We start from the raw sequence: 18,953 nt of genomic DNA, 5'->3' as shown, positions 1-18,953 counted from the left end.
CCGGGGCTCCCGTTGGGGACGATCATGAAGGCAATCACGTACGACGCATACGGAACTTCCGAGAACCTCAAGCTCGTTGACGTAAGCCCGCCCAAGGTCGGCCCCGGCGAGGTGCTGGTCCGGGTCAAGGCGGCCGGCGTCAACCCGGTCGACTGGAAGCTCGCCGCCGGATACCTCGACCCCATCCTCGAAGTCCGCCACCCCGTCATACCCGGCTGGGACGTGGCCGGAGTCGTCGAGGCCGTCGGCCCCGACACCTTCGACTTCGCCCTCGGCGACGAGGTGTACGGGTACGTCCGGAAGGAGTGGGTCGAGCTCGGCACCTACGCCGAACTCGTCTCGGCACCGGTGCGGACGCTGGCCCGCAAGCCGCGCGCCCTGACCTTCGAGCAGGCCGCGGGCATCCCGCTGGCCGGCCTCACCGCGTACCAGTCCCTCACCCGCGCGGGCCTCAAGGCCGGCGAGACCGTCGTCATCCACTCCGCCGCGGGCGGCACCGGCTCCTTCGGCGTGCAGATCGCCGTCGCGCTCGGCCTGCGCGTCATCGGCACGGCCGGCGCGCACAACCACGCATACCTGCGCTCGCTCGGCGCCGAGCCCGTCCTGTACGGGGAGGGCCTCGCGGACCGGATCCGCGCCCTCGCCCCCGACGGCATCGACGCCGGGCTGGACTTCTACGGGGACGGCGCCGTCGAGTTGCTCCAGTCCCTCGTCAAGGACCGCGCCCGGGTGGTCTCCATCGCCGATTACGAGGCCGCCGCCAAGGGCGCGCACCAGCTGTGGGTGCGCCCGGACACCGCCGACCTGACGTTCCTGGCGGAACTCGCCGACGCGGGCGGGCTCACGGTCAACGTGGAGCACGCCCTGCCGCTCGCCGAAGCCGCGAAGGCCTGGGAGCTCAGCGCGTCGGGCCGTACCCGGGGGAAGATCGTCCTGACAGTCTGACGACGCGCGCGGGCCGCCGGAGCGCGGAGCTCCGGCGGCCCGCGGCGGGCCCGTCAGGCGACGGCCGGCGCGTACCGGTTCGCCGGGCGCGCGAGGCCGTAGTTCTCGCGCAGGGTGGTACCGGTGTACTCGGTGCGGAAGAGGCCGCGCCGCTGCAGGATCGGCACCACGTGGTCGACGAAGTCGGTGAGCCCGGTCGGCAGCACGGGCGCCATGACGTTGAACCCGTCGGCGGCGCCCTGCGTGAACCACTCCTCCAGCTGGTCGGCGATCTGCTCGGGGGTGCCGGCGAAGACGCGGTGGCCGCGGCCGGCGCCGAGGCGGGCGATCAGGTCGCGCAGGCTGAGGCCGTCGCGGCGGGCCAGTTCGGCGACCAGGGTGAAGCGGCTCTTGTTGCCGTTGATGTCCCGCTCCTCCGGGAGCTCGGGCAGCGGGCCGTCCAGGGGCAGGCCGGTCAGGTCGGTGCCGAGCATGCCGGAGAGCTGGGCGAGCCCGTACTCCGGCACCTGGAGGTCGGTGAGCTGCCGCTCCAGGGCCTTGGCCTCGGCCTCGGTGGAGCCGATCACGGGGGCGATGCCGGGCAGCACGAGGAGGTCGGACTCGGTCCGGCCGTACTTCGCGAGGCGCGACTTCAGGTCCTTGTAGAAGGTCTGCCCGTCGGTCAGGGTCTGCTGGGCGGTGAAGACGGCCTCGGCGTACTGCGCGGCGAACTCCTTGCCGTCCTCCGAGGAGCCGGCCTGGACGAGCAGCGGATGGCCCTGCGGGGAGCGGGGCACGTTGAGCGGGCCGGCGACGCCGAAGTACGTACCGCGGTGGGCGGCGGGGTGGAGCTTGTCGGTGTCGGCGTAGATGCCGTGCTCCTTGTCGAGGACGATCGCGTCGTCCTCCCAGCTGTCCCAGAGCTTGGTGGCCACGTCGAGGAACTCGCGGGCGCGCTCGTAGCGCAGCCCGTGTTCGAGGTGCTCCTCCTGGCCGAAGTTGCGGGCCTCGTCCACCGTTCCGGAGGTGACGATGTTCCAGCCTGCGCGGCCGTTGCTGATGTGGTCGAGGGAGGCGAACTTGCGGGCGAGGTGGAAGGGCTCGTTGAACGTGGTGGAGACGGTGGCGATGAGCCCGATGTGCTCGGTGACGGCGGCGATGGCGGAGAGCAGGGTGAGCGGCTCGAACCCGCCGAGGGCGTTGTAGCGGGCCTTGCCCCAGAGGGCGAGTCCGTCGGCGAAGAAGATCGAGTCGAGCCGCCCGCGCTCGGCGGTCCGCGCCAGCTCCTGGAAGTACCGGAGGTCGGTGACCCGCTCGGGACTGCTGTCGGGATGGCGCCAGGCGGCGTCGTGGTGCCCGGCGTTCATGAGGAAGGCGTTGAGGTGGAGCGTCCGCGGTGCGGTCATGGTGGTGTTCCTCGGGTGGGAGAGACGGGTGTCAGGCGGGGACGCGCCAGAGGCTGAGGCGGCGTTCGACGCTGACGAGGAGCTGGTTGAAGGCCACGCCGATGGCGGAGATGGTGACGATGCCCGCGTACATCTCGGGAATCGCGAAGTTGAACTGCGAGGCGTTGATCAGATACCCGAGACCCGCCTTGGCGCCGATCATCTCGGCGGCCACGAGGACCAGGATCGAGACGGCGCCGGCCAGCCGGATGCCGGTGAAGATCGCCGGTACGGAGGCCGGGAGGATCACCTTCTGGAACAGCCTCGGCGTGGACAGGTCCATGGACCGGGCCAGCCGGACCAGGGTCGGATCGGCGTTGCCGACGGCGCTGATGGTGTTCAGCAGGATCGGCCAGACGCAGGCGTAGACGACGATCGAGACCTTCGAGGTCTCGCCGATGCCGAGCAGCAGGACGAACACCGGCAGCAGGGCGAGGGCCGCGGTGTTGCGGAACACCTCAAGCAGCGGGCCGAGCAGTACCGCGACCGGGCGGTACCAGCCGATCAGCAGGCCGAGCGGGACCGCGAGGACGACGGCGATGCCGAATCCGCCGAAGGAGCGGACCAGGCTGGCCTGCGTGTGTTCTGCGAGCTGGCCGTTGCCCGCCAGTTCCCACCAGGCCGCCGCGACCTCGCTGACCGGCGGGAGGAAGGTGGAGTCCACCAGTCCGAGCCGGGGCGCCGCCTCCCAGAGCGCGAGCAGGGCGACGAGCGCCGCCGAGCGCAGGGCCGCCGCGCGCAGCCACCGGCCGGCGGCGGCGAGCAGGGCGGACGGGGCCGTGGCGGAGGGGGCCGGGGCGGGTTCCCGTACCGGCGCGGGTTCCCGTACGGGCGCCGGCGCAGGGGTGCGCCCCCCGTCCGCGCGATCGGCCTCCGCCTCGATGACGATGCTCTTCGTATCGATTCCGGTGCTCATACGGTGGCCTCCTCCTTCTCCAGTTGGCGGGCGCGGGCCACCTCGTCGTGGAGCAGGGTCCAGATCTCGTGGCGGTAGCGAGCGAATTCGGGGCTGGAGCGCAGCTCCTCCCCGCCGGCGCCGGTGGCCCGGTCGCCGAAGGAGACGGGGACGGTCTCCTTGATCCGGCCGGGCCGGGAGGTCATCACGGCCACCCGCTGCCCCAGGTAGACGGCCTCCTCGATCCCGTGCGTGATGAAGACGACGGTCTTGCCGGTGCGCTGCCAGATGCGGCGCAGCTCGTCCTGGAGGGATTCGCGGGTCTGCGCGTCGAGCGCGGCGAACGGCTCGTCCATCAGCAGGACGTCCGGGTCGTACGCGAGGGAGCGTGCGATCGCGACGCGCTGCCGCATTCCTCCGGACAGTTCGTGCGGGTGGCGGTCCTCGAACCCGGCGAGGCCGACGAGGTCCAGGAACTCCCGGGCCCTCTCGTTTCGTTCACGGCGCGGAACGCCGGTCGCCTCCAGCCCGAACTCGATGTTGCCGAGCGCGGTGCGCCAGGGCAGCAGGGCGTACTGCTGGAAGACGATGCCCCGGTCCAGGCCGGGCCCGGTGACCGGCTCACCGTCGAGCAGGATCCGGCCGGAGGTGGGCCGGGTCAGCCCTCCCAGCAGGTCCAGGAGGGTGGACTTGCCGCAGCCGCTGGGGCCCACGACCACCACGAACTCCCCGGCCCCGATCTCCAGGTCCACGCCGTCGAGCGCGGTGAAGGTGCCGCCGTCGCCTGCGGCCCCGGCCCTCCTCCCCTTGGTCTGCTTCCTCGGGAAGGTCTTCGTCACGGACTCGAACACGATCTTCGCCATGGTGCTCAGCCCTTCCCCTGGCCGTTGAACTCGTTCGTGTACAGGTCGGAGGCCTTGACCTGGCCCTTCTTGACTTCGCCGCGCTCACCGAGCCAGTCGATCCACAGCTGGAACTCCTTGTCGGCGATCCGGCCGCCGGTCTCGGCCACCCCGAACGAGCGCCAGTACTGGAGGGTGGAGGCGTCCTCGTTGCGGCCCCGCTTCTTGACGATCTCGGTCATCCGGGCGATGACCTCCTCGCGCGGGGTGGTCCGGGACCACTCGATGGCCTTGGCGACGCCGGTCGTGAAGGTCCGCACGGTGTCGGGGTTCTCCTTGATGAACCGCCGGGTCATCACGTACGACCCGGCGCTGAAGGCGCCCAGCAGCTCGTAGTCCTTGAACAGCGGGCGGATGCCGCCGGTGGCGAGGGCCTTGTCGCGCAGGACCCCGCTGAGCACCCCGACCTCGATCTGCTTCTGGCGCAGGGCCTGCTCGGTGTTGACGGGCGGCACCACGAGGGACTCGACCTTCGCCGCCTCCGCCTTGGAGAGGCCGTTGCGCTCCAGGTAGATCTCCAGCAGGGCCTGGGCGTGGGCGCCCAGGGTGTTCATGCCGACCTTCTTGCCGATCAGGTCGCGGGGCGAGCGGATCGGGCTGTCCTCCAGGACGTAGTAGCCGAGGTAGGTGTCCTTGTCGGAGCCGTAGTAGGAGACGACGGACTGGATCTGGGCCTTGCTCGCGGCGAGTTTGACGATGGCGCCGTTGAAGGCTCCGCCGAAGTGGGTCTGGCCGGTGGCCGCGGACTGGATGTCCTGGGGGCCGCTGATGGTGTTGCCGACCCAGTCGAGGGTCAGACCGCCCAGGTAGCCGAGGTCCGCGGCCAGTTCGGGGAGCGAGACGGCGCCGACGGCGCCCTGGTACTTGAGCTTGGTGACCTGCTTGCCGGATCCGCCGGATCCGCCGGATGCGGTGGCCGTACCGCAGCTCACCGCGGCCGCCGAGATGCCGAGCAGGGTCAGGAACTGGCGTCGGGAGGTGGTGGTGGAGGCGAGGGCTGCGGGCATCGGGGTTCCTTGTCGGGGATCGGGTGTGCGGGGGCTGCTACGGAGCGGTCGTCGCGAAGGGCTTGGCGCTCAGCGCCTCGGCGAACTCGTCGACGGCCTGGAAGAGGTCCAGCTCCGCCTCGGGCCGCAGCCGGCCGGGGCCGGTCCCGCGCTCCACGGAGGAATCCAGGACGAACCGGCCGGCGGTGACGTGCCGCGCACCGAGTGCGGCGAGCACCGGGCGCAGGGCGTAGTCGAGGGTCAGTACGTGGGCGAGGCTGCCGCCGGTGGCGATCGGCAGGACCGTCTTCCCGGCCAGCCCGTCCTGCGGGAGCAGGTCGAGGAAGGCCTTGAGCAGGCCGGTGTACGAGGCCTTGTAGACCGGGGTGGCGACGATGATCCCGTCGGCCTCCGCCACGGCTTCGAGGGCCCGGCGGATCTCCGGCTCGCCGCGGCGGGCGGAGAGGAGATCGGCGGCGGGGAGCTCCCGTACGGCGAGGTGGGCGGTGTCGAACCCGGCGTGGGCGAGCCGGCGCAGCACGTGCTCGGCGACGACGGCGGTACGGGAGTGCGGGGAGGGGCTTCCGGTGAGGGCGAGCAGGGTGGGCACGGTGCCTCCTGGGGCTTCGTACGGGCTGCGGGTCAGGCGGCGGCGGACGCGCCCGACGGGATGCCGAAGGACGGGTCGGGGACGGTCTCGGGGCTGATCAGGCGGGACGGCGCCCCGTCCGGGCCGACGGGGACGTCGCCGTCGACCGTCACGCGGCGCAGGGTGCGCTCGTGGTCGTCGGAGTCGTCGACGCCGTAGTGCTGGGTGGCGCGGTTGTCCCAGATCGCGACGTCACCGGCCCGCCACTGCCAGCGGACGGTGTTCTCGGGGCGCTCGATGTGCGACTGGAAGAGGTCGAGCAGCGCACGGGAGTCCTGCCCGGTCAGGCCGTTGATCCGCTGGACGAAGTTGCCGAGGAGCAGGGTGCGTTCGCCGGTCTCGGGGTGCACGCGGACGACGGGGTGCTCGGTGAGGAACTTCGTGGACGTGAACACCTCGCGGTACTGGGCGAGGGCCTCGGGGAGCGCGTCGGGCTTGAGGGCCGCGTAGTCGTACTCGTTGGTGTGCACGGCGCGCAGGCCGTCGGCGAGGGTGCGCAGCGGCTCGGGGAGGTGGGCGTAGGCGGCCGCGGTGTTGGCCCAGAGGGTGTTGCCGCCGTACGGGGGGATGGTGACGGCCCGCAGGATGGAGAAGGCGGGGTAGGCGGGGACGAAGGTGACGTCGGTGTGCCACTGGTTGGCGCGGGCGCCGTGGTGGGAGTCGATGCCGAGGGCGTAGCGGCCGTCGGCGGAGGGCACGGTGGGGTGGGCGACGGGCGTGCCGAGCAACTGGGCGAAGGCTTCGTGGCCGGCCTCGTCGAGGTGGTCCTGGTCGCGGAAGAAGACGACCTTGTGGGCGAGGAGGGCGGCCCGGATCTCGGCGACGGCCTCCGCCGGAAGCTCACCCCCGAGCCGCACTCCCCCGATCTCGGCGCCGATCCGGCCGCCGATCCGGGTGACGAGGGGCTGGGTACGGGTGGCGGTGGTCATGGGAACTCCTTGGGTGCGTTCAGGGCATGCCGAAGGCGGGTTCGGCACGGGCTGGTTGTACGGAGCGGCGAGGGGTCCCGGCCCGGGTGCGGGCTGAGGGGACGGGGTCGACCGCGGGCCACGGGCCACGGGTCACGGGGCGAGGGGCACGGGGCGAGGGGCACGGTCACGGGCCGGGCGGACATCGGGCCGGGGACGGCCGGCGCGTGGGCCGGCCCACGGGCCGGTACGGAACCGAGGACCGGCATCGAAGGCGAGCGGTCGTCGACCGGGCCCCTGAGCGGGGCTCAGGCGCGGTGCGGGGCCTGACAGCGGCCCGGACACGCACCCGGCGCGGTACAGGAGCCGGGGGTGTGGAGCCGCGGGGCGGAAAGCTCGAACGCGGACATGGCTCGGAGCGTGTCAGCCGCCCCCGGACGGGTCAAGCCCCGCCCGACACCCCGAAACAAACCCGGACCGGAGCCTTGGACCGCCCCGGCGCCCCATCCCTGACCTGCCGTTTCGACCGCTCCGGCGGCCGCCGGCCACACCCCCGAACGGCCGAAAACCCATGGCCGGATTTCACGCCCCCGCAACGCGACCGCCACGCACCCGCCGGCACCGGGCCGAGAGCGGTCCGGGAGCAGTCCCGGAGCGGCCCCGGAGCGGTCCTGCACCGGCCCGGCACCGGCCGCCCCGGCGCGCACACCCGCCCCGGCGTGCTCTTTCGTGCCCCTACCCGTCTCACATGAGAGGGCGAGATCACATCCGGTGGTTATAGTCGTTCCCGAGGCGACCCCCCTAGCATTCGAGCCATGACGGTCCTGCCTGATGACGGGCTCTCCTTGGCCGCCGAGTTCCCTGACGCGACGCATGAGCAGTGGCAGCGCCTGGTAGAGGGCGTTCTACGCAAGTCCGGCAAGGACGTATCCGGCGAGGCCGCAGAAGACGCGTTGTCCACGAAGCTAGAGGACGGGCTCACCACCCGCCCGCTGTACACCGCACCCGAGGCGGCCGACGAGACCGGGTTCCCCGGGTTCGCGCCGTTCATACGGGGCGGCAGCCCCGCCGGCGGTGCGGCCGCCGGCTGGGACGTGCGTCAGCGGTACGTCGGAAACGACCCCGTACGCGTGAACGAGGCCGTCCTCACCGACCTTGAGAACGGGGTCACCTCCCTCTGGCTGTCCGTGGGCGAAGGCTCCGGCGGCCTCCCCGCCGACGCGCTGCCCCGCGCCCTCGACGGCGTCTACCTCGACCTGGCCCCCGTCGCCCTCGACGCCGGATCCGAATACGCCGACGCCGCCCGCGCCTTGCTGCGCCTGTACGCCGACCGGCAGGTGGCCCCCGAGGCCGCCCGCGCGAGCCTCGGCGCCGACCCCCTCGGCCATGAGGCCCGTACGGGTGAGGTCCTCGACCCCGCCGACGCCGTCGGTCTGGCCCGGGAGGCCGCCGCGCACTGGCCCGGCATCCGCGCGCTCACCGTCGACGCGCTGCCGTACCACGAGGCCGGCGGCTCGGCCGCCGAGGAACTCGGCCTGTCCCTGGCGACCGGAGTCGCGTACCTGCGCGCCCTGACGGAAGCCGGCTCGGGCACCGAAGGCGACACCGCCCCCGGCGCCGGAGGCCTCGGCCTCCACGCCGCCCTCGGCCAGCTCGAATTCCGCTACGCCGCGACCGCGGACCAGTTCCTCACCATCGCGAAGTTCCGCGCCGCGCGCCGCCTCTGGGCCCGGATCGCCGAGGCCTGCGGCGCCCCCGAGGCCGGTGCCCAGCGCCAGCACGCCGTCACCTCGCCGGTGATGATGACCCGTCGCGACCCGTGGGTGAACATGCTGCGCACCACCGTCGCCTGCATGGCGGCGGGCGTCGGCGGAGCGGACTCGGTCACCGTGCTCCCCTTCGACCACGAGATCGGCCTGCCGGACGCCTTCGCGCGCCGCATCGCCCGCAACACCTCCACCATCCTCCTGGAGGAGTCGCACCTGGCCCGCGTCATCGACCCGGCCGGCGGCTCCTACTACGTGGAGCGGCTGACCGACGAACTCGCGCACGCCGCCTGGGAGTTCTTCCAGACGATCGAGAAGGCCGGCGGCCTGGCCGCCGCCCTGCGCTCCGGGCTGGTCGCCGACCGGCTCGCCGCCACCTGGGCCGAGCGCTCCAAGAAGCTCGCCAGGCGCCGTGAACCCATCACGGGTGTCAGCGAGTTCCCGCTGCTCTCGGAGAAGCCCCTCGACCGCGAGCCCGCCCCGGCGGGCCCCACCGGCGGACTCCCCCGCGTCCGGCGCGACGAGGCGTACGAGGCGCTGCGCGCCCGCAGCGACGCGCACCTGGCCGCGACCGGGAACCGTCCGCGGATCTTCCTCGCCGCGCTGGGACCCGCGGCGGCGCACACCGCGCGCGCCACCTTCGCCGCGAACCTGTTCCAGGCGGGCGGAGTCACACCGGTCCACGACCCGGTGTCGGTGGACCCCGCGACGGCCGCCGCGGCCTATGCCGCGAGCGGCGCGGACGGCATGGCCGTGCTGTGCTCCAGCGATCCGCTGTACGAGGAGCAGGCCGAGGCGGTGGCCGCGGCCCTGCGCTCGGCCGGCGCGACGACCGTGTTCCTCGCGGGCAAGCCCGGCACCTCGGCCGGCGCCGTGGACGAGTACGTCTTCGCCGGCTGCGACGCGGTCGCCGTACTGTCCTCCGTACTCGACCGGATGGGAGTCTCCCTGTGAGCATCCCCGATTTCTCCGCCCTCGCGCTGGGCGGCGGCGCCGCCGCGGCCGGGTCCGAGGACCAGTGGCGCGCGGCGGTCAAGGAGTCCACCGGGACCGCCCCGGGCGACCTGCTGTGGGAGACCCCCGAGGGCATCGGCGTGAAGCCGCTGTACACGGGCCGGGACCTGGAGGGCCTGGACTTCCTGCGGACCTACCCGGGCGTGGCTCCGTACCTGCGCGGGCCGTACCCGACCATGTACGTCAACCAGCCCTGGACGATCCGCCAGTACGCGGGCTTCTCGACGGCCGAGGAGTCGAACGCCTTCTACCGGCGCAACCTCGCGGCCGGCCAGAAGGGCCTGTCGATCGCCTTCGACCTGCCCACGCACCGCGGCTACGACAGCGACCACCCGCGCGTCACGGGTGACGTCGGCATGGCGGGCGTGGCGATCGACTCGATCTACGACATGCGGCAGCTCTTCGACGGCATCCCGCTGGACAAGATGACGGTGTCGATGACGATGAACGGCGCCGTGCTGCCGGTCCTCGCCCTCTACATCGTGGCGGCGGAGGAGCAGGGCGTCTCCCCCGACAAGCTCGCCGGGACCATCCAGAACGACATCCTCAAAGAGTTCATGGTCCGCAACACCTACATCTATCCGCCCAAGCCCTCGATGCGGATCATCTCGGACATCTTCGCGTTCACCTCGCAGAACATGCCGCGGTACAACTCCATCTCGATCTCCGGGTACCACATCCAGGAGGCCGGGGCCACGGCCGACCTGGAGCTCGCGTACACCCTCGCCGACGGCGTGGAGTACCTGCGCGCCGGGCAGGCGGTCGGGCTGAACGTGGACGCCTTCGCGCCGCGCCTCTCGTTCTTCTGGGCGATCGGCATGAACTTCTTCATGGAGGTCGCGAAGCTGCGCGCCGCCCGCCTGCTGTGGGCGCGGCTCGTCAAGCAGTTCGACCCGCAGAACGCCAAGTCGCTTTCGCTGCGCACCCATTCGCAGACCTCCGGCTGGTCGTTGACCGCTCAGGACGTCTTCAACAACGTGACGCGTACGTGCATCGAGGCGATGGCGGCGACCCAGGGGCACACCCAGTCGCTGCACACCAACGCCCTCGACGAGGCGCTCGCGCTGCCGACGGACTTCTCGGCGCGCATCGCCCGCAACACCCAGCTCCTGCTCCAGCAGGAGTCGGGGACCTGCCGGTCGATCGACCCCTGGGGCGGCAGCGCGTACGTGGAGAAGCTGACGTACGACCTGGCGCGCCGTGCCTGGCAGCACATCCAGGAGGTCGAGGCGGCCGGCGGCATGGCGCAGGCCATCGACGCGGGCATCCCGAAGCTGCGCGTGGAGGAGGCCGCCGCCCGTACGCAGGCGCGGATCGACTCCGGCCGCCAGCCGGTGATCGGCGTGAACAAGTACCGGGTGGAGAACGACGAGCAGATCGACGTGCTCAAGGTCGACAACTCCTCGGTGCGCACGCAGCAGATCGAGAAGCTGCGGCGGCTGCGCGAGGAGCGCGACGAGGCCGTCACGCAGGACACCCTGCGGGCGCTGACGAACGCGGCCGAGCGCGGCGACGGCAACCTGCTCGCGCTGGCGGTGGACGCGGCGCGCGCCAAGGCCACGGTGGGTGAGATCTCGGACGCACTGGAGAAGGTGTACGGGCGGCACGCGAGCCAGATCCGTACGATCTCGGGTGTGTACCGCACCGAGGCAGGAGAGTCCCCGAACGTGGAGCGCACGCGCGCGCTGGTCGACCGGTTCGAGGAGGCGGAGGGCCGCCGTCCGCGTGTCCTGGTCGCCAAGATGGGCCAGGACGGGCACGACCGCGGCCAGAAGGTGATCGCGACCGCCTTCGCCGACCTGGGCTTCGACGTGGACGTCGGCCCGCTGTTCCAGACCCCGGCGGAGGTGGCCCGCCAGGCCGTCGAGGCGGACGTCCACGTGGTGGGCGTGTCCTCGCTGGCGGCCGGCCACCTGACCCTCGTACCGGCGCTGCGCGAGCAGTTGGCGGAGGAGGGGCGCGAGGACATCATGATCGTGGTGGGCGGGGTGATCCCGCCGGCCGACGTGCCGACGCTGCTGGAGATGGGCGCGGCGGCGGTGTTCCCTCCCGGCACGGTGATCCCGGACGCGGCCCACGACCTGGTGACGCGGCTGGCCGCGGATCTGGGCCACGAGCTGTAGGGCGCGGCGGATGCCTCCGAAGATCGAGATCGAGGCCTACGCGAAGGGGGTGCTCGGCGGGAAGCGCGCGTTCATCGCGCGCGCCATCACCCTCGTCGAGTCCACCCTGCCCGCCCACCGCGCGCTGGCGCAGCAACTGCTGACGGAGCTGCTCCCGCACACGGGGCGGGCGCGCCGGATCGGGATCAGCGGGGTGCCGGGGGTCGGCAAGTCCACGTTCATCGACGCGTTCGGCACGATGCTGACGGGGCTGGGCCACCGGGTGGCGGTCCTCGCGGTGGACCCTTCGTCCACGCGCACGGGCGGCTCCATCCTGGGCGACAAGACGAGGATGGAACGCCTGTCGGTGGACCCGGCGGCGTTCGTGCGCCCCTCCCCCTCGGCCGGCACGCTGGGCGGGGTGGCGAAGGCGACCCGCGAATCCATGATCGTCATGGAGGCGGCGGGCTACGACGTGGTCCTCGTCGAAACGGTGGGCGTGGGCCAGTCCGAGACGACGGTCGCCGGCATGGTGGACTCGTTCCTCCTGCTCTCCCTGGCCCGTACGGGGGATCAGCTCCAGGGCATCAAGAAGGGCGTGCTGGAGCTGGCGGACGTCCTCGCGGTGAACAAGGCGGACGGGCCGCACGAGCGCGACGCGAAGGCGGCGGCACGGGAGTTGTCGGGCGCGCTGCGCCTGATGCACCCGGCGGACGCGGCCTGGACCCCGCCGGTCCTCACGTGCAGCGCGCGGGAGTCGGCGGGTCTGGACGAGGTGTGGAACCGCCTGGAGCAGCACCGCCGCCTGCTGGACGCGGGGGGCCGCCTGGCGGCCAAGCGGGCGCAGCAGCAGGTGGAATGGACCTGGTCGATGGTCCGCGACGAGCTCCTGGACCGGCTGCGCGGCAACCCGGCGGTCCGCGAGCTGTCCCCCGCCCTGGAGGCGGCGATCCGCGCGGGCACGGTCACGCCCACCTCGGCGGCGGACCGCATCCTGGCGGCGTTCGGCACCTCGGGCGGCTGAGGCGCGGGGGCGGCTGGTGCCGGCGGGGGGCGGCGCCGCCCCCCGCCGCCGCTCACGGGCGCCGGCTTCAGGCGGTGACGAGCGCCGGTCCGGCCGAGGACACGCTGCGCTGCAGGATGCGGACGCGGTCCGCCTCGTCCTCGGAGGCGAGCAGCGCCGAAAGCACGGCGATCCGCGCCTGCGGCGCCCGCAGCGTTCCCGTGGCGACGGCTCCCGCCGCCACCAGGTCCACCGCGCCGCCGTGCGTGTAGATCTCCGTCACCGGCCCGGCGGGCACCCGGGTGGTCAGCGCGACCAGCACGCCGCGCGCGATGGCCTCCCGTACCGCGTCCACGATCTCGGGAGTCGCGTTCCCGGCCCCCGTACCGACCAGCACGAGGCCCCGGGCGCCCGCCGCGACCGCGGCGTTCAGGAGCACCGGGTCCCCGTCGGCGTGGTGCATCACGACGTCCACCCGCGGCGGCACCTCCGGCATGGCCGGCAGCGGCAGCGGCTCGGGGCGCTGCGGGGTCCGCAGCATCGTGACCTTGCCGAAGCCGATCTTCCCGAGCAGTTCCTTCGAGGGGTCGGCGAACGCGTCGAGCGCCACCGCCTGTGTCTTCACCGTGCCGCGGGCCGCGTGGACGCGCCCGCCGAAGGCGATCAGCACGCCGAGGTCCCGCGCGCTCGCCGCGGTCAGCAGCGCGTCGTAGAGGTTGCCCGGGCCGTCGCCGTCCGCGGTGCCCATCGGCCGCTGCGCGCCGGTGAAGACCACGGTGCGCGGGTCGTGGTGGTGCAGGTCGACGAGGAACGCCGACTCCTCCAGGGTGTCGGTGCCGTGCGTGACGACGATGCCGTCCACGCCCGGATCGGCGAGCACCTCGTGCACGGTGCGGAGCAGGGTGAGCTGGTGGGCGGTGGTCAGCCGGGGGCTGTTCACGCTGAACAGGTCCACCACCTCGACGGTGATGTCCTCGGGCAGCGGCGCGGTGGCCATGACCTCGCGCCCGTCGGCGTCGGCCGCGAAGCCGGAACCCTGCCAGCGGCTGGCTATCGTGCCGCCGGTGCTGATGACGACGATCCGTCCCATGGCTCCTGGCCACCCTTCCATTCACTCGTACGTGGGTCGCACGCATGTACCCAAAGCAGCAATGATAGAGCGATTTGGGCGCAATGCGATTGCGTCTTCCACTCGCCCTGCCCGGTAAGCGTGGGGGATGATTGCGCGATGGATGCGATCGACCGCGAAATCTTGCGCGAGCTACAGGCCGACGGCCGGCTCAGCAACCAGGAGCTGGCCCAGCGCGTGGGGCTGACCCCTTCCCCCTGCATGCGCCGGGTGCGCCAGCTGGAACAGGACGGGGTGATCCAGGGCTACCGGGCGGTGATCTCCCCGGAGGCGGTCGACCGGGGCTTCGAGGTCCTCGTCTCGGTCGAGGTCCGCCGCGACCGGGAGGCGGTCGAGGCGTTCGAGGCGGCGCTCCAGGACATCCCCGACGTCATCGAGGCCTACCGCCTCTTCGGCAGCCCCGGCTGCCTGCTGCGCATCGCGGTGGCGGACCTCCGCGCCTACGAACGCCTCTGGATCGAAAAGCTGACGGCCCTCACCGGCATCACCGAGGTCAACTCCCAGATCATCATGAAGCGCATCAAGGAACCGACGGGCCTCCCGGTCTAGCCCCCGCCGGAAGACTTCGGCCGCACATCCATGGATCTCATTTCACGCCATTGACCAGCAAGTTTCGGCTATTCGGGGGTGAGTTGACCTTCGTCTCGATAGCCTCGCGGGTCCGTGTGTCCGCAGCACGGGCGAACAGGGGGACAGTGAACGTGAGCACCAGCGAAGCGGGACCGGCCGGCCACCGCATCTCCATCGTCGACGAAGACCCGTTGCGCGCACGACGCGAGGCACGCGAACTGCTGGCCCTCATCAGCGACTGCGATCCGCACGCCGCTCTCGACATCCCCCGGCCGCAGCAGGCAGCCGAACACGGCCTTCCCGTGCCCAAGGGCGGGCCGGTCACCGACCTGATCGGACTCGTGTTCAGTGGCGGGTCCCTGGTGGCCGCCGGCATCCAGATCTGGCTCTCCCGCGTGCCGCAACGCACGATCACCGTCACCCGGCCCGACGGGGCCACGCTGAGCATCTCCGGCAAGCAGGCCCGGGCCGACGACGAGCGGATCCAGCGGTTCCTCACCGGCGGCCGCTCGGAGAGCGGCTCCGCGGACGGACCCTCCGCACAGTGAGTGACAACGACCGGTACGCCATGCTGATCGGCGTATCCACGTACGACAGCGACCACTACCACGACCTGCCGCCCGTCCGGGCCGACCTGCACTACATGCAGGCGGTACTGGAGAGCACCGAGATCGGCATGTACAACGACTGCGCGATGGTCGCCGAGCCGACCCGCGCCGAAATGCTGCACGCCATCGAGACGTTCCTGGAAGAGCGGCAGTCCAGCGAGACGGCCCTGCTCTACTTCAGCGGGCACGGGGAATTCTGCGAGGCCGACAACCAGCTGTACTTCCTCACCCGCGACGCCGACCCCGACGACCTGCCCGGGACGGCCGTGCCCGCCGAGTTCCTGGAGCGGATGCTCCAGTCCTGCCGGGCCTCCTCCAAGGTCGTCCTCCTGGACTGCTGCTCCAGCGGGTCGGTGGTCCAGGGATGGACCGCGAAGGGTGCGAGCGACACGGACCGGCGGCCCGGTCCCAGCACCCTGCTGCGCCCCACCGGCGTGTACTTCATCACCGCCTCCGACGCCCTCCAGGCCGCCTCTGCCATGGCACCGGCCGGATCCTCCCTGGGCACTTCCCGGTTCACCGGCGAGATCGTGGAAGGCCTGCGCTCGGGACGGATCAAAGACGGCGGCTGGATCACACCGGACGACCTGTTCGCGTACCTGACCGCACAGATGGTGCGCAACGGGGTGCCCCAGGAGCAGCGGCCGACCAAGTCCACGATCCGGGCGACGAATTCACTGCCTCTGGCCCGCTCCGTGGCCCGCTCCGTGAACCTGCCCGCCCCGCCACACGACGCCGCCCGGGCGGCCCGGACCTCCCCCGCCCTTTCGAAGGCACGGGCGCTGGCCGGACTCGACGCCCGCGACGGCATCGACCGCCAGCAGCTCCTTCGCTACTACGTTCACTGCCTGAGCGCGCAGGCGGCGTCGGGCATGCTGCCCGACCGGGACAGCGGTCGGGGCTCCGCCTACTTCCTGCTCGGCCAGGGCTCCGAGACGCTCCAGTCCGGGCGCGGAGCCACGCTGCGCGCACCCTCCCAGCTGCCGAAGCCCAAGGCCGGGGGTGCCCAGGGCGACGGCGCCGGGCTGCACGAGTACTGGTACGGCTACCCGGCGATCACCCTCCCCGAGCGGAACGGGGACGGCCGCCGTCGCACCGCAGTACGGATCGCACCGCTGCTGATCCGGCCCATGGAGCTCGCGCCCGACGAGAGCGGACACGACCGGCTCCGTCCGAACGGGGTGCCCGCCCTGCACACCGGGCTGATCACGGAGCTGCTGGACGACGACGACGCTGCCGACCTCATCGCACGCTGGCAGCCTGCGTGGCAGGAGGGCAACGACGCCCAGATGGTGCGTGCCGTCCGGGAGCTCCTGACCGAACTCGGCCTCCCGGAGCTGGAGCCGCTCGACCTCTCGGCGCTCAGTGAGCGGTCCGTGATGGATTCGCTGAGGCCCGGCGCGCACAACGCTGCCGTCCTGCTCGCCCCTTCGGGCGTGGAGCGGCATGCGGGCCAGGCCCTCGTGGACAACCTGCTCCAGATGTCGGAGCGTACGGGGCAGATCTCCGGCACCGCGCTGGATGCGCTCCTGACGGGCGCCGGCGTCGGAGACGGGCATCGCGAGGCTCCGTCCGTCGTCGCTCCGGGACCGTGCAACGAGAGCCAGGAGCTGGTGGTCTCCTCCGCGATGACCCGTCCGCTCACCGTTGCCACCGGACCGCCCGGCACCGGCAAGAGCGAGGTCGTCACCGCCGTTGTCACGACTGCCGTCGCCGCCGGCCAGACCGTACTGGTGGCGTCCACCAACAACGAGGCCGTGAACGTCGTGGCCGAACGCTGCGACGCCATCTCGCCCGGCCTGCTCATGCGCACCGGCAATTCCGAAGCGCTCCAGCGCGAAGCGGTCAGACTTGAGCGGCTCCTGGCCGGCCCCGCCGAGCCGCCGGGGCGCAGCTCGGCGACCGTGGCAGGTGAGCTTCGCAACCGGCACGTCCGGTCGGCGGAACACCGGGCCGAGGCTGCCGGCCTGGTGGACGAGGAGCTGAGCGTGCTGAAGCTGCTGCGGCAGCGTGCCCGGCAGACCGACGGGCTCGGACTGCCGCCGGCGCTGCTGGAAGCAGCGTGGGCCGACAGCGGGAGCGCGGCGCTCTCCCGCTGGGAGGGCCGGGCCCGCAAGGCGGCCTCGGCGGGGTGGTTCTCCCTCGGCCGATGGCGCCGGGGCCGGGCCCTCGCAGCTCTCGTCGCGGCAGCGGGCACGGAGCCGTCCGTCCCGTGGCCGTCCTGGGCGTCCGAGCGGCCGGTCGCACCTGAGCTCCTCATCGCCCTGGCGGAGGCCGTGGCCGTGGAGGGTGCGGTGCGAGAACGCGTACCGAAGCTCCTCGCCGTGGACGAGGACGAACTCAAACGGGTCCGGCTGGAGAGCGCGGCCGGATTGTCCAGGGCGTCGGGCGAGCTCGCACGCGCCCTGGCGGCCGAGGCCATGGTCCGGGGGCGCTCCCTGATGGGCCAGCGGCTCCAGGCTCTGCGCCGGCGATCCGGCTTCCAGAGGAGCCAGCGCAATTTGATGGCGCACCTCAAGGGGTGGGCGATCAGTACGCACTCCGTGCGCCAGCTGGAGCTCGTTCCGAAGCTCTTCGACCTGGTGGTGATCGACGAAGCGAGCCAGTGCTCGATCCCGTCGGTCCTGCCCCTGCTGTTCCGGGCCGAGCGAGCCCTGATCATCGGTGATCCGATGCAGCTCGGCCACATTCCCGGCATCACCGCACAGCAGGAACGGCAGGCACGGGTCCGGGCCGGGCTGAGCGCCGCGCAGCTGGAGGACCATCGGCTCGCGTACCACGTGTACGCCTCGTACCACGCGGCCGCGCAGCACGGGGAGAAGGCACTACTGCTCGACGAGCACTACCGCTGCCATCCGGCGATCGCAGACGTCGTCAACGGCTACTGCTACGCGGGCCAGTTGCAGGTGCTCACAGATGTGCGACGCCAGTTCCCGGCGACGGACCCGTACGGCGACGCCGGTCCGGCCCCGGTGCTGGGCTGGGTGGACGTGCCGCACGGCGAGTCCGCCCGGGGCAGCGGCGACCGGTCCTGGCGGAACGCGGCGGAGGCTCGGCGGGTGCAGGAGACGGTGGACGGACTGCTCCTGAGCCTTCCCGAGGACGCGACGGTCGGGGTGGTGACCCCGTTCAAGGCCCAGAAGGAGGCACTGGCCCACGTCTGGGCGGACGACGCCCGGGTCCGGGTGGGCACCGTGCACGCCTTCCAGGGAGGGCAGCGCGACGTCATGGTCCTGAGTCCGGTGGCGACGGGCAACACCCCGCCGCGCACGACGCACTGGGTGGCGAGCCAGGTCAACCTGTGGAACGTCGCCATCACCCGGGCGAAGTCGCAGCTGATCACAGTCGGCAGCCACGCGTTCTGGCGGGGACAGGCGGGGCTTCCCGCCCTCCTCGCCGACCGGTCGACGGTGCTGGGCGCCGGGACACCCGCCGACCGGGTGACGGCCGGCAGGGCCGAGGCAGCCCCGGGCCTCCGCGAAGGGCTGGCCGATCGGCTCCAGCAGTATCTGGACGCGCGCGGCATCACGGACCTGGAGCGATCGGCGGTGATCGGCGGACACGTCGTGGACCTGCTGTTCACAGCGGCCGGCGCGAACACCGCGGTCCTGATCGACACCGGCCCTGCACACGGCCAGGACCCGGCCCGCCACCTGCGCCTCCACCACGCCCGCGCCGACTTGCTGACGGGCCTGCCGTCGGGCGGCGCCGGGGCGAAGCCCGGCCCGGTGACCCGCACGATCCGCGTCCCGGCCTGGCGGATCACGGCCGGAGGGTCAGCCCTGGATCCCCTGTTCACCTGAGCGGGCAGGGGCCGCGTCGTGGAAGGCATGCACGGATCGCTTCTCGCAGCGCCAAATCCCCGGTGCCGCCCACCCGAAGGACGGGCGAAATATGAGATCAGCTTCTGATTGCCCCATGAAGAACATAGAATCCGCCCGTCCGTGGGGGGCGTGTGCGACTGGGTGAAAACGTCGCACAGGGGATCAGTCGAATGCCGGGCCTGCCCGCGTCACCGTACCCCGATCAGAGTTGCGCGCTCTGTTCCCTCG

At 72.2% G+C, this 18,953-nt stretch carries 14 protein-coding genes; 7 read left to right on the top strand and 7 right to left on the bottom strand.

The window, feature by feature from the left end; genetic code table 11:
* Positions 1-24: 24 nt before the first annotated feature.
* Positions 25-945, top strand: a complete 921-nt coding sequence (locus ACFYXV_RS18120) for an NADP-dependent oxidoreductase (RefSeq protein ID WP_389383418.1) — start codon at positions 25-27, stop codon at positions 943-945.
* 53 nt (positions 946-998) lie between these two features.
* Here the strand turns inward: ACFYXV_RS18120 and ACFYXV_RS18115 are convergent, their stop codons facing one another.
* From ACFYXV_RS18115 to ACFYXV_RS18090, 6 genes are read right to left on the bottom strand one after another with little or no spacing between them, the layout of a single operon-like run.
* Entirely contained in the window at positions 999-2,330 is a 1,332-nt protein-coding gene (locus ACFYXV_RS18115) for an LLM class flavin-dependent oxidoreductase (protein WP_389383417.1), read from the bottom strand.
* 31 nt (positions 2,331-2,361) lie between these two features.
* Complete coding sequence (locus tag ACFYXV_RS18110) at positions 2,362-3,285, bottom strand: ABC transporter permease (protein ID WP_389383416.1); 924 nt, start codon at positions 3,283-3,285, stop codon at positions 2,362-2,364.
* The gene (locus ACFYXV_RS18105) at positions 3,282-4,127 is read right to left on the bottom strand and encodes an ABC transporter ATP-binding protein (protein WP_385460510.1); all 846 of its coding nucleotides are present in this window, start codon (positions 4,125-4,127) and stop codon (positions 3,282-3,284) included. Before ACFYXV_RS18105 ends, ACFYXV_RS18110 begins: the two co-directional genes overlap by 4 nt.
* A gap of 5 nt (positions 4,128-4,132) precedes the next feature.
* The gene (locus ACFYXV_RS18100; RefSeq protein ID WP_385460507.1) at positions 4,133-5,173 is read right to left on the bottom strand and encodes an ABC transporter substrate-binding protein; all 1,041 of its coding nucleotides are present in this window, start codon (positions 5,171-5,173) and stop codon (positions 4,133-4,135) included.
* A gap of 37 nt (positions 5,174-5,210) precedes the next feature.
* On the bottom strand, positions 5,211-5,762 hold the full coding sequence (ssuE, locus tag ACFYXV_RS18095; RefSeq protein WP_383337501.1) for an NADPH-dependent FMN reductase: 552 nt from the start codon (positions 5,760-5,762) through the stop codon (positions 5,211-5,213).
* A 32-nt stretch (positions 5,763-5,794) separates the two neighbouring features.
* The gene (locus tag ACFYXV_RS18090) at positions 5,795-6,730 is read right to left on the bottom strand and encodes a TauD/TfdA dioxygenase family protein (protein ID WP_383337499.1); all 936 of its coding nucleotides are present in this window, start codon (positions 6,728-6,730) and stop codon (positions 5,795-5,797) included.
* A gap of 794 nt (positions 6,731-7,524) precedes the next feature.
* Here ACFYXV_RS18090 and ACFYXV_RS18085 point away from each other — a divergent pair.
* From ACFYXV_RS18085 to meaB, 3 genes are read left to right on the top strand one after another with little or no spacing between them, the layout of a single operon-like run.
* Positions 7,525-9,429, top strand: coding sequence for a methylmalonyl-CoA mutase family protein (locus tag ACFYXV_RS18085; RefSeq protein WP_389383415.1), 1,905 nt, complete (start codon positions 7,525-7,527; stop codon positions 9,427-9,429).
* A complete protein-coding gene (gene scpA / locus ACFYXV_RS18080) occupies positions 9,426-11,612 on the top strand; it encodes a methylmalonyl-CoA mutase (RefSeq protein WP_385460500.1) in 2,187 nt (728 codons plus the stop codon). Before ACFYXV_RS18085 ends, scpA begins: the two co-directional genes overlap by 4 nt.
* Positions 11,613-11,622: 10 nt before the next feature.
* Positions 11,623-12,615, top strand: a complete 993-nt coding sequence (gene meaB / locus ACFYXV_RS18075; RefSeq protein ID WP_383337493.1) for a methylmalonyl Co-A mutase-associated GTPase MeaB — start codon at positions 11,623-11,625, stop codon at positions 12,613-12,615.
* A 67-nt stretch (positions 12,616-12,682) separates the two neighbouring features.
* Here the strand turns inward: meaB and ACFYXV_RS18070 are convergent, their stop codons facing one another.
* Entirely contained in the window at positions 12,683-13,684 is a 1,002-nt protein-coding gene (locus tag ACFYXV_RS18070) for an asparaginase (protein WP_383337491.1), read from the bottom strand.
* A 138-nt stretch (positions 13,685-13,822) separates the two neighbouring features.
* Between ACFYXV_RS18070 and ACFYXV_RS18065 the strand changes: the two genes are divergently transcribed.
* The 3 genes from ACFYXV_RS18065 (at position 13,823) to ACFYXV_RS18055 (ending at position 18,704) form a co-directional block, all read left to right on the top strand.
* Complete coding sequence (locus ACFYXV_RS18065; protein WP_385460494.1) at positions 13,823-14,272, top strand: Lrp/AsnC family transcriptional regulator; 450 nt, start codon at positions 13,823-13,825, stop codon at positions 14,270-14,272.
* A gap of 152 nt (positions 14,273-14,424) precedes the next feature.
* Entirely contained in the window at positions 14,425-14,841 is a 417-nt protein-coding gene (locus tag ACFYXV_RS18060) for a hypothetical protein (protein WP_389383414.1), read from the top strand.
* Positions 14,838-18,704, top strand: a complete 3,867-nt coding sequence (locus tag ACFYXV_RS18055; protein WP_389383412.1) for an AAA domain-containing protein — start codon at positions 14,838-14,840, stop codon at positions 18,702-18,704. The genes ACFYXV_RS18060 and ACFYXV_RS18055 overlap by 4 nt, the downstream gene beginning before the upstream one ends.
* Positions 18,705-18,953: the final 249 nt, after the last annotated feature.

The sequence above is a fragment of the Streptomyces sp. NPDC002181 genome (assembly GCF_042890485.1).
Classification (GTDB): Bacteria; Actinomycetota; Actinomycetes; order Streptomycetales; family Streptomycetaceae; genus Streptomyces.
The sequence above is the reverse complement of the archived record's forward strand: the minus strand, read 5'-3'. Positions and strand labels throughout refer to the sequence as shown.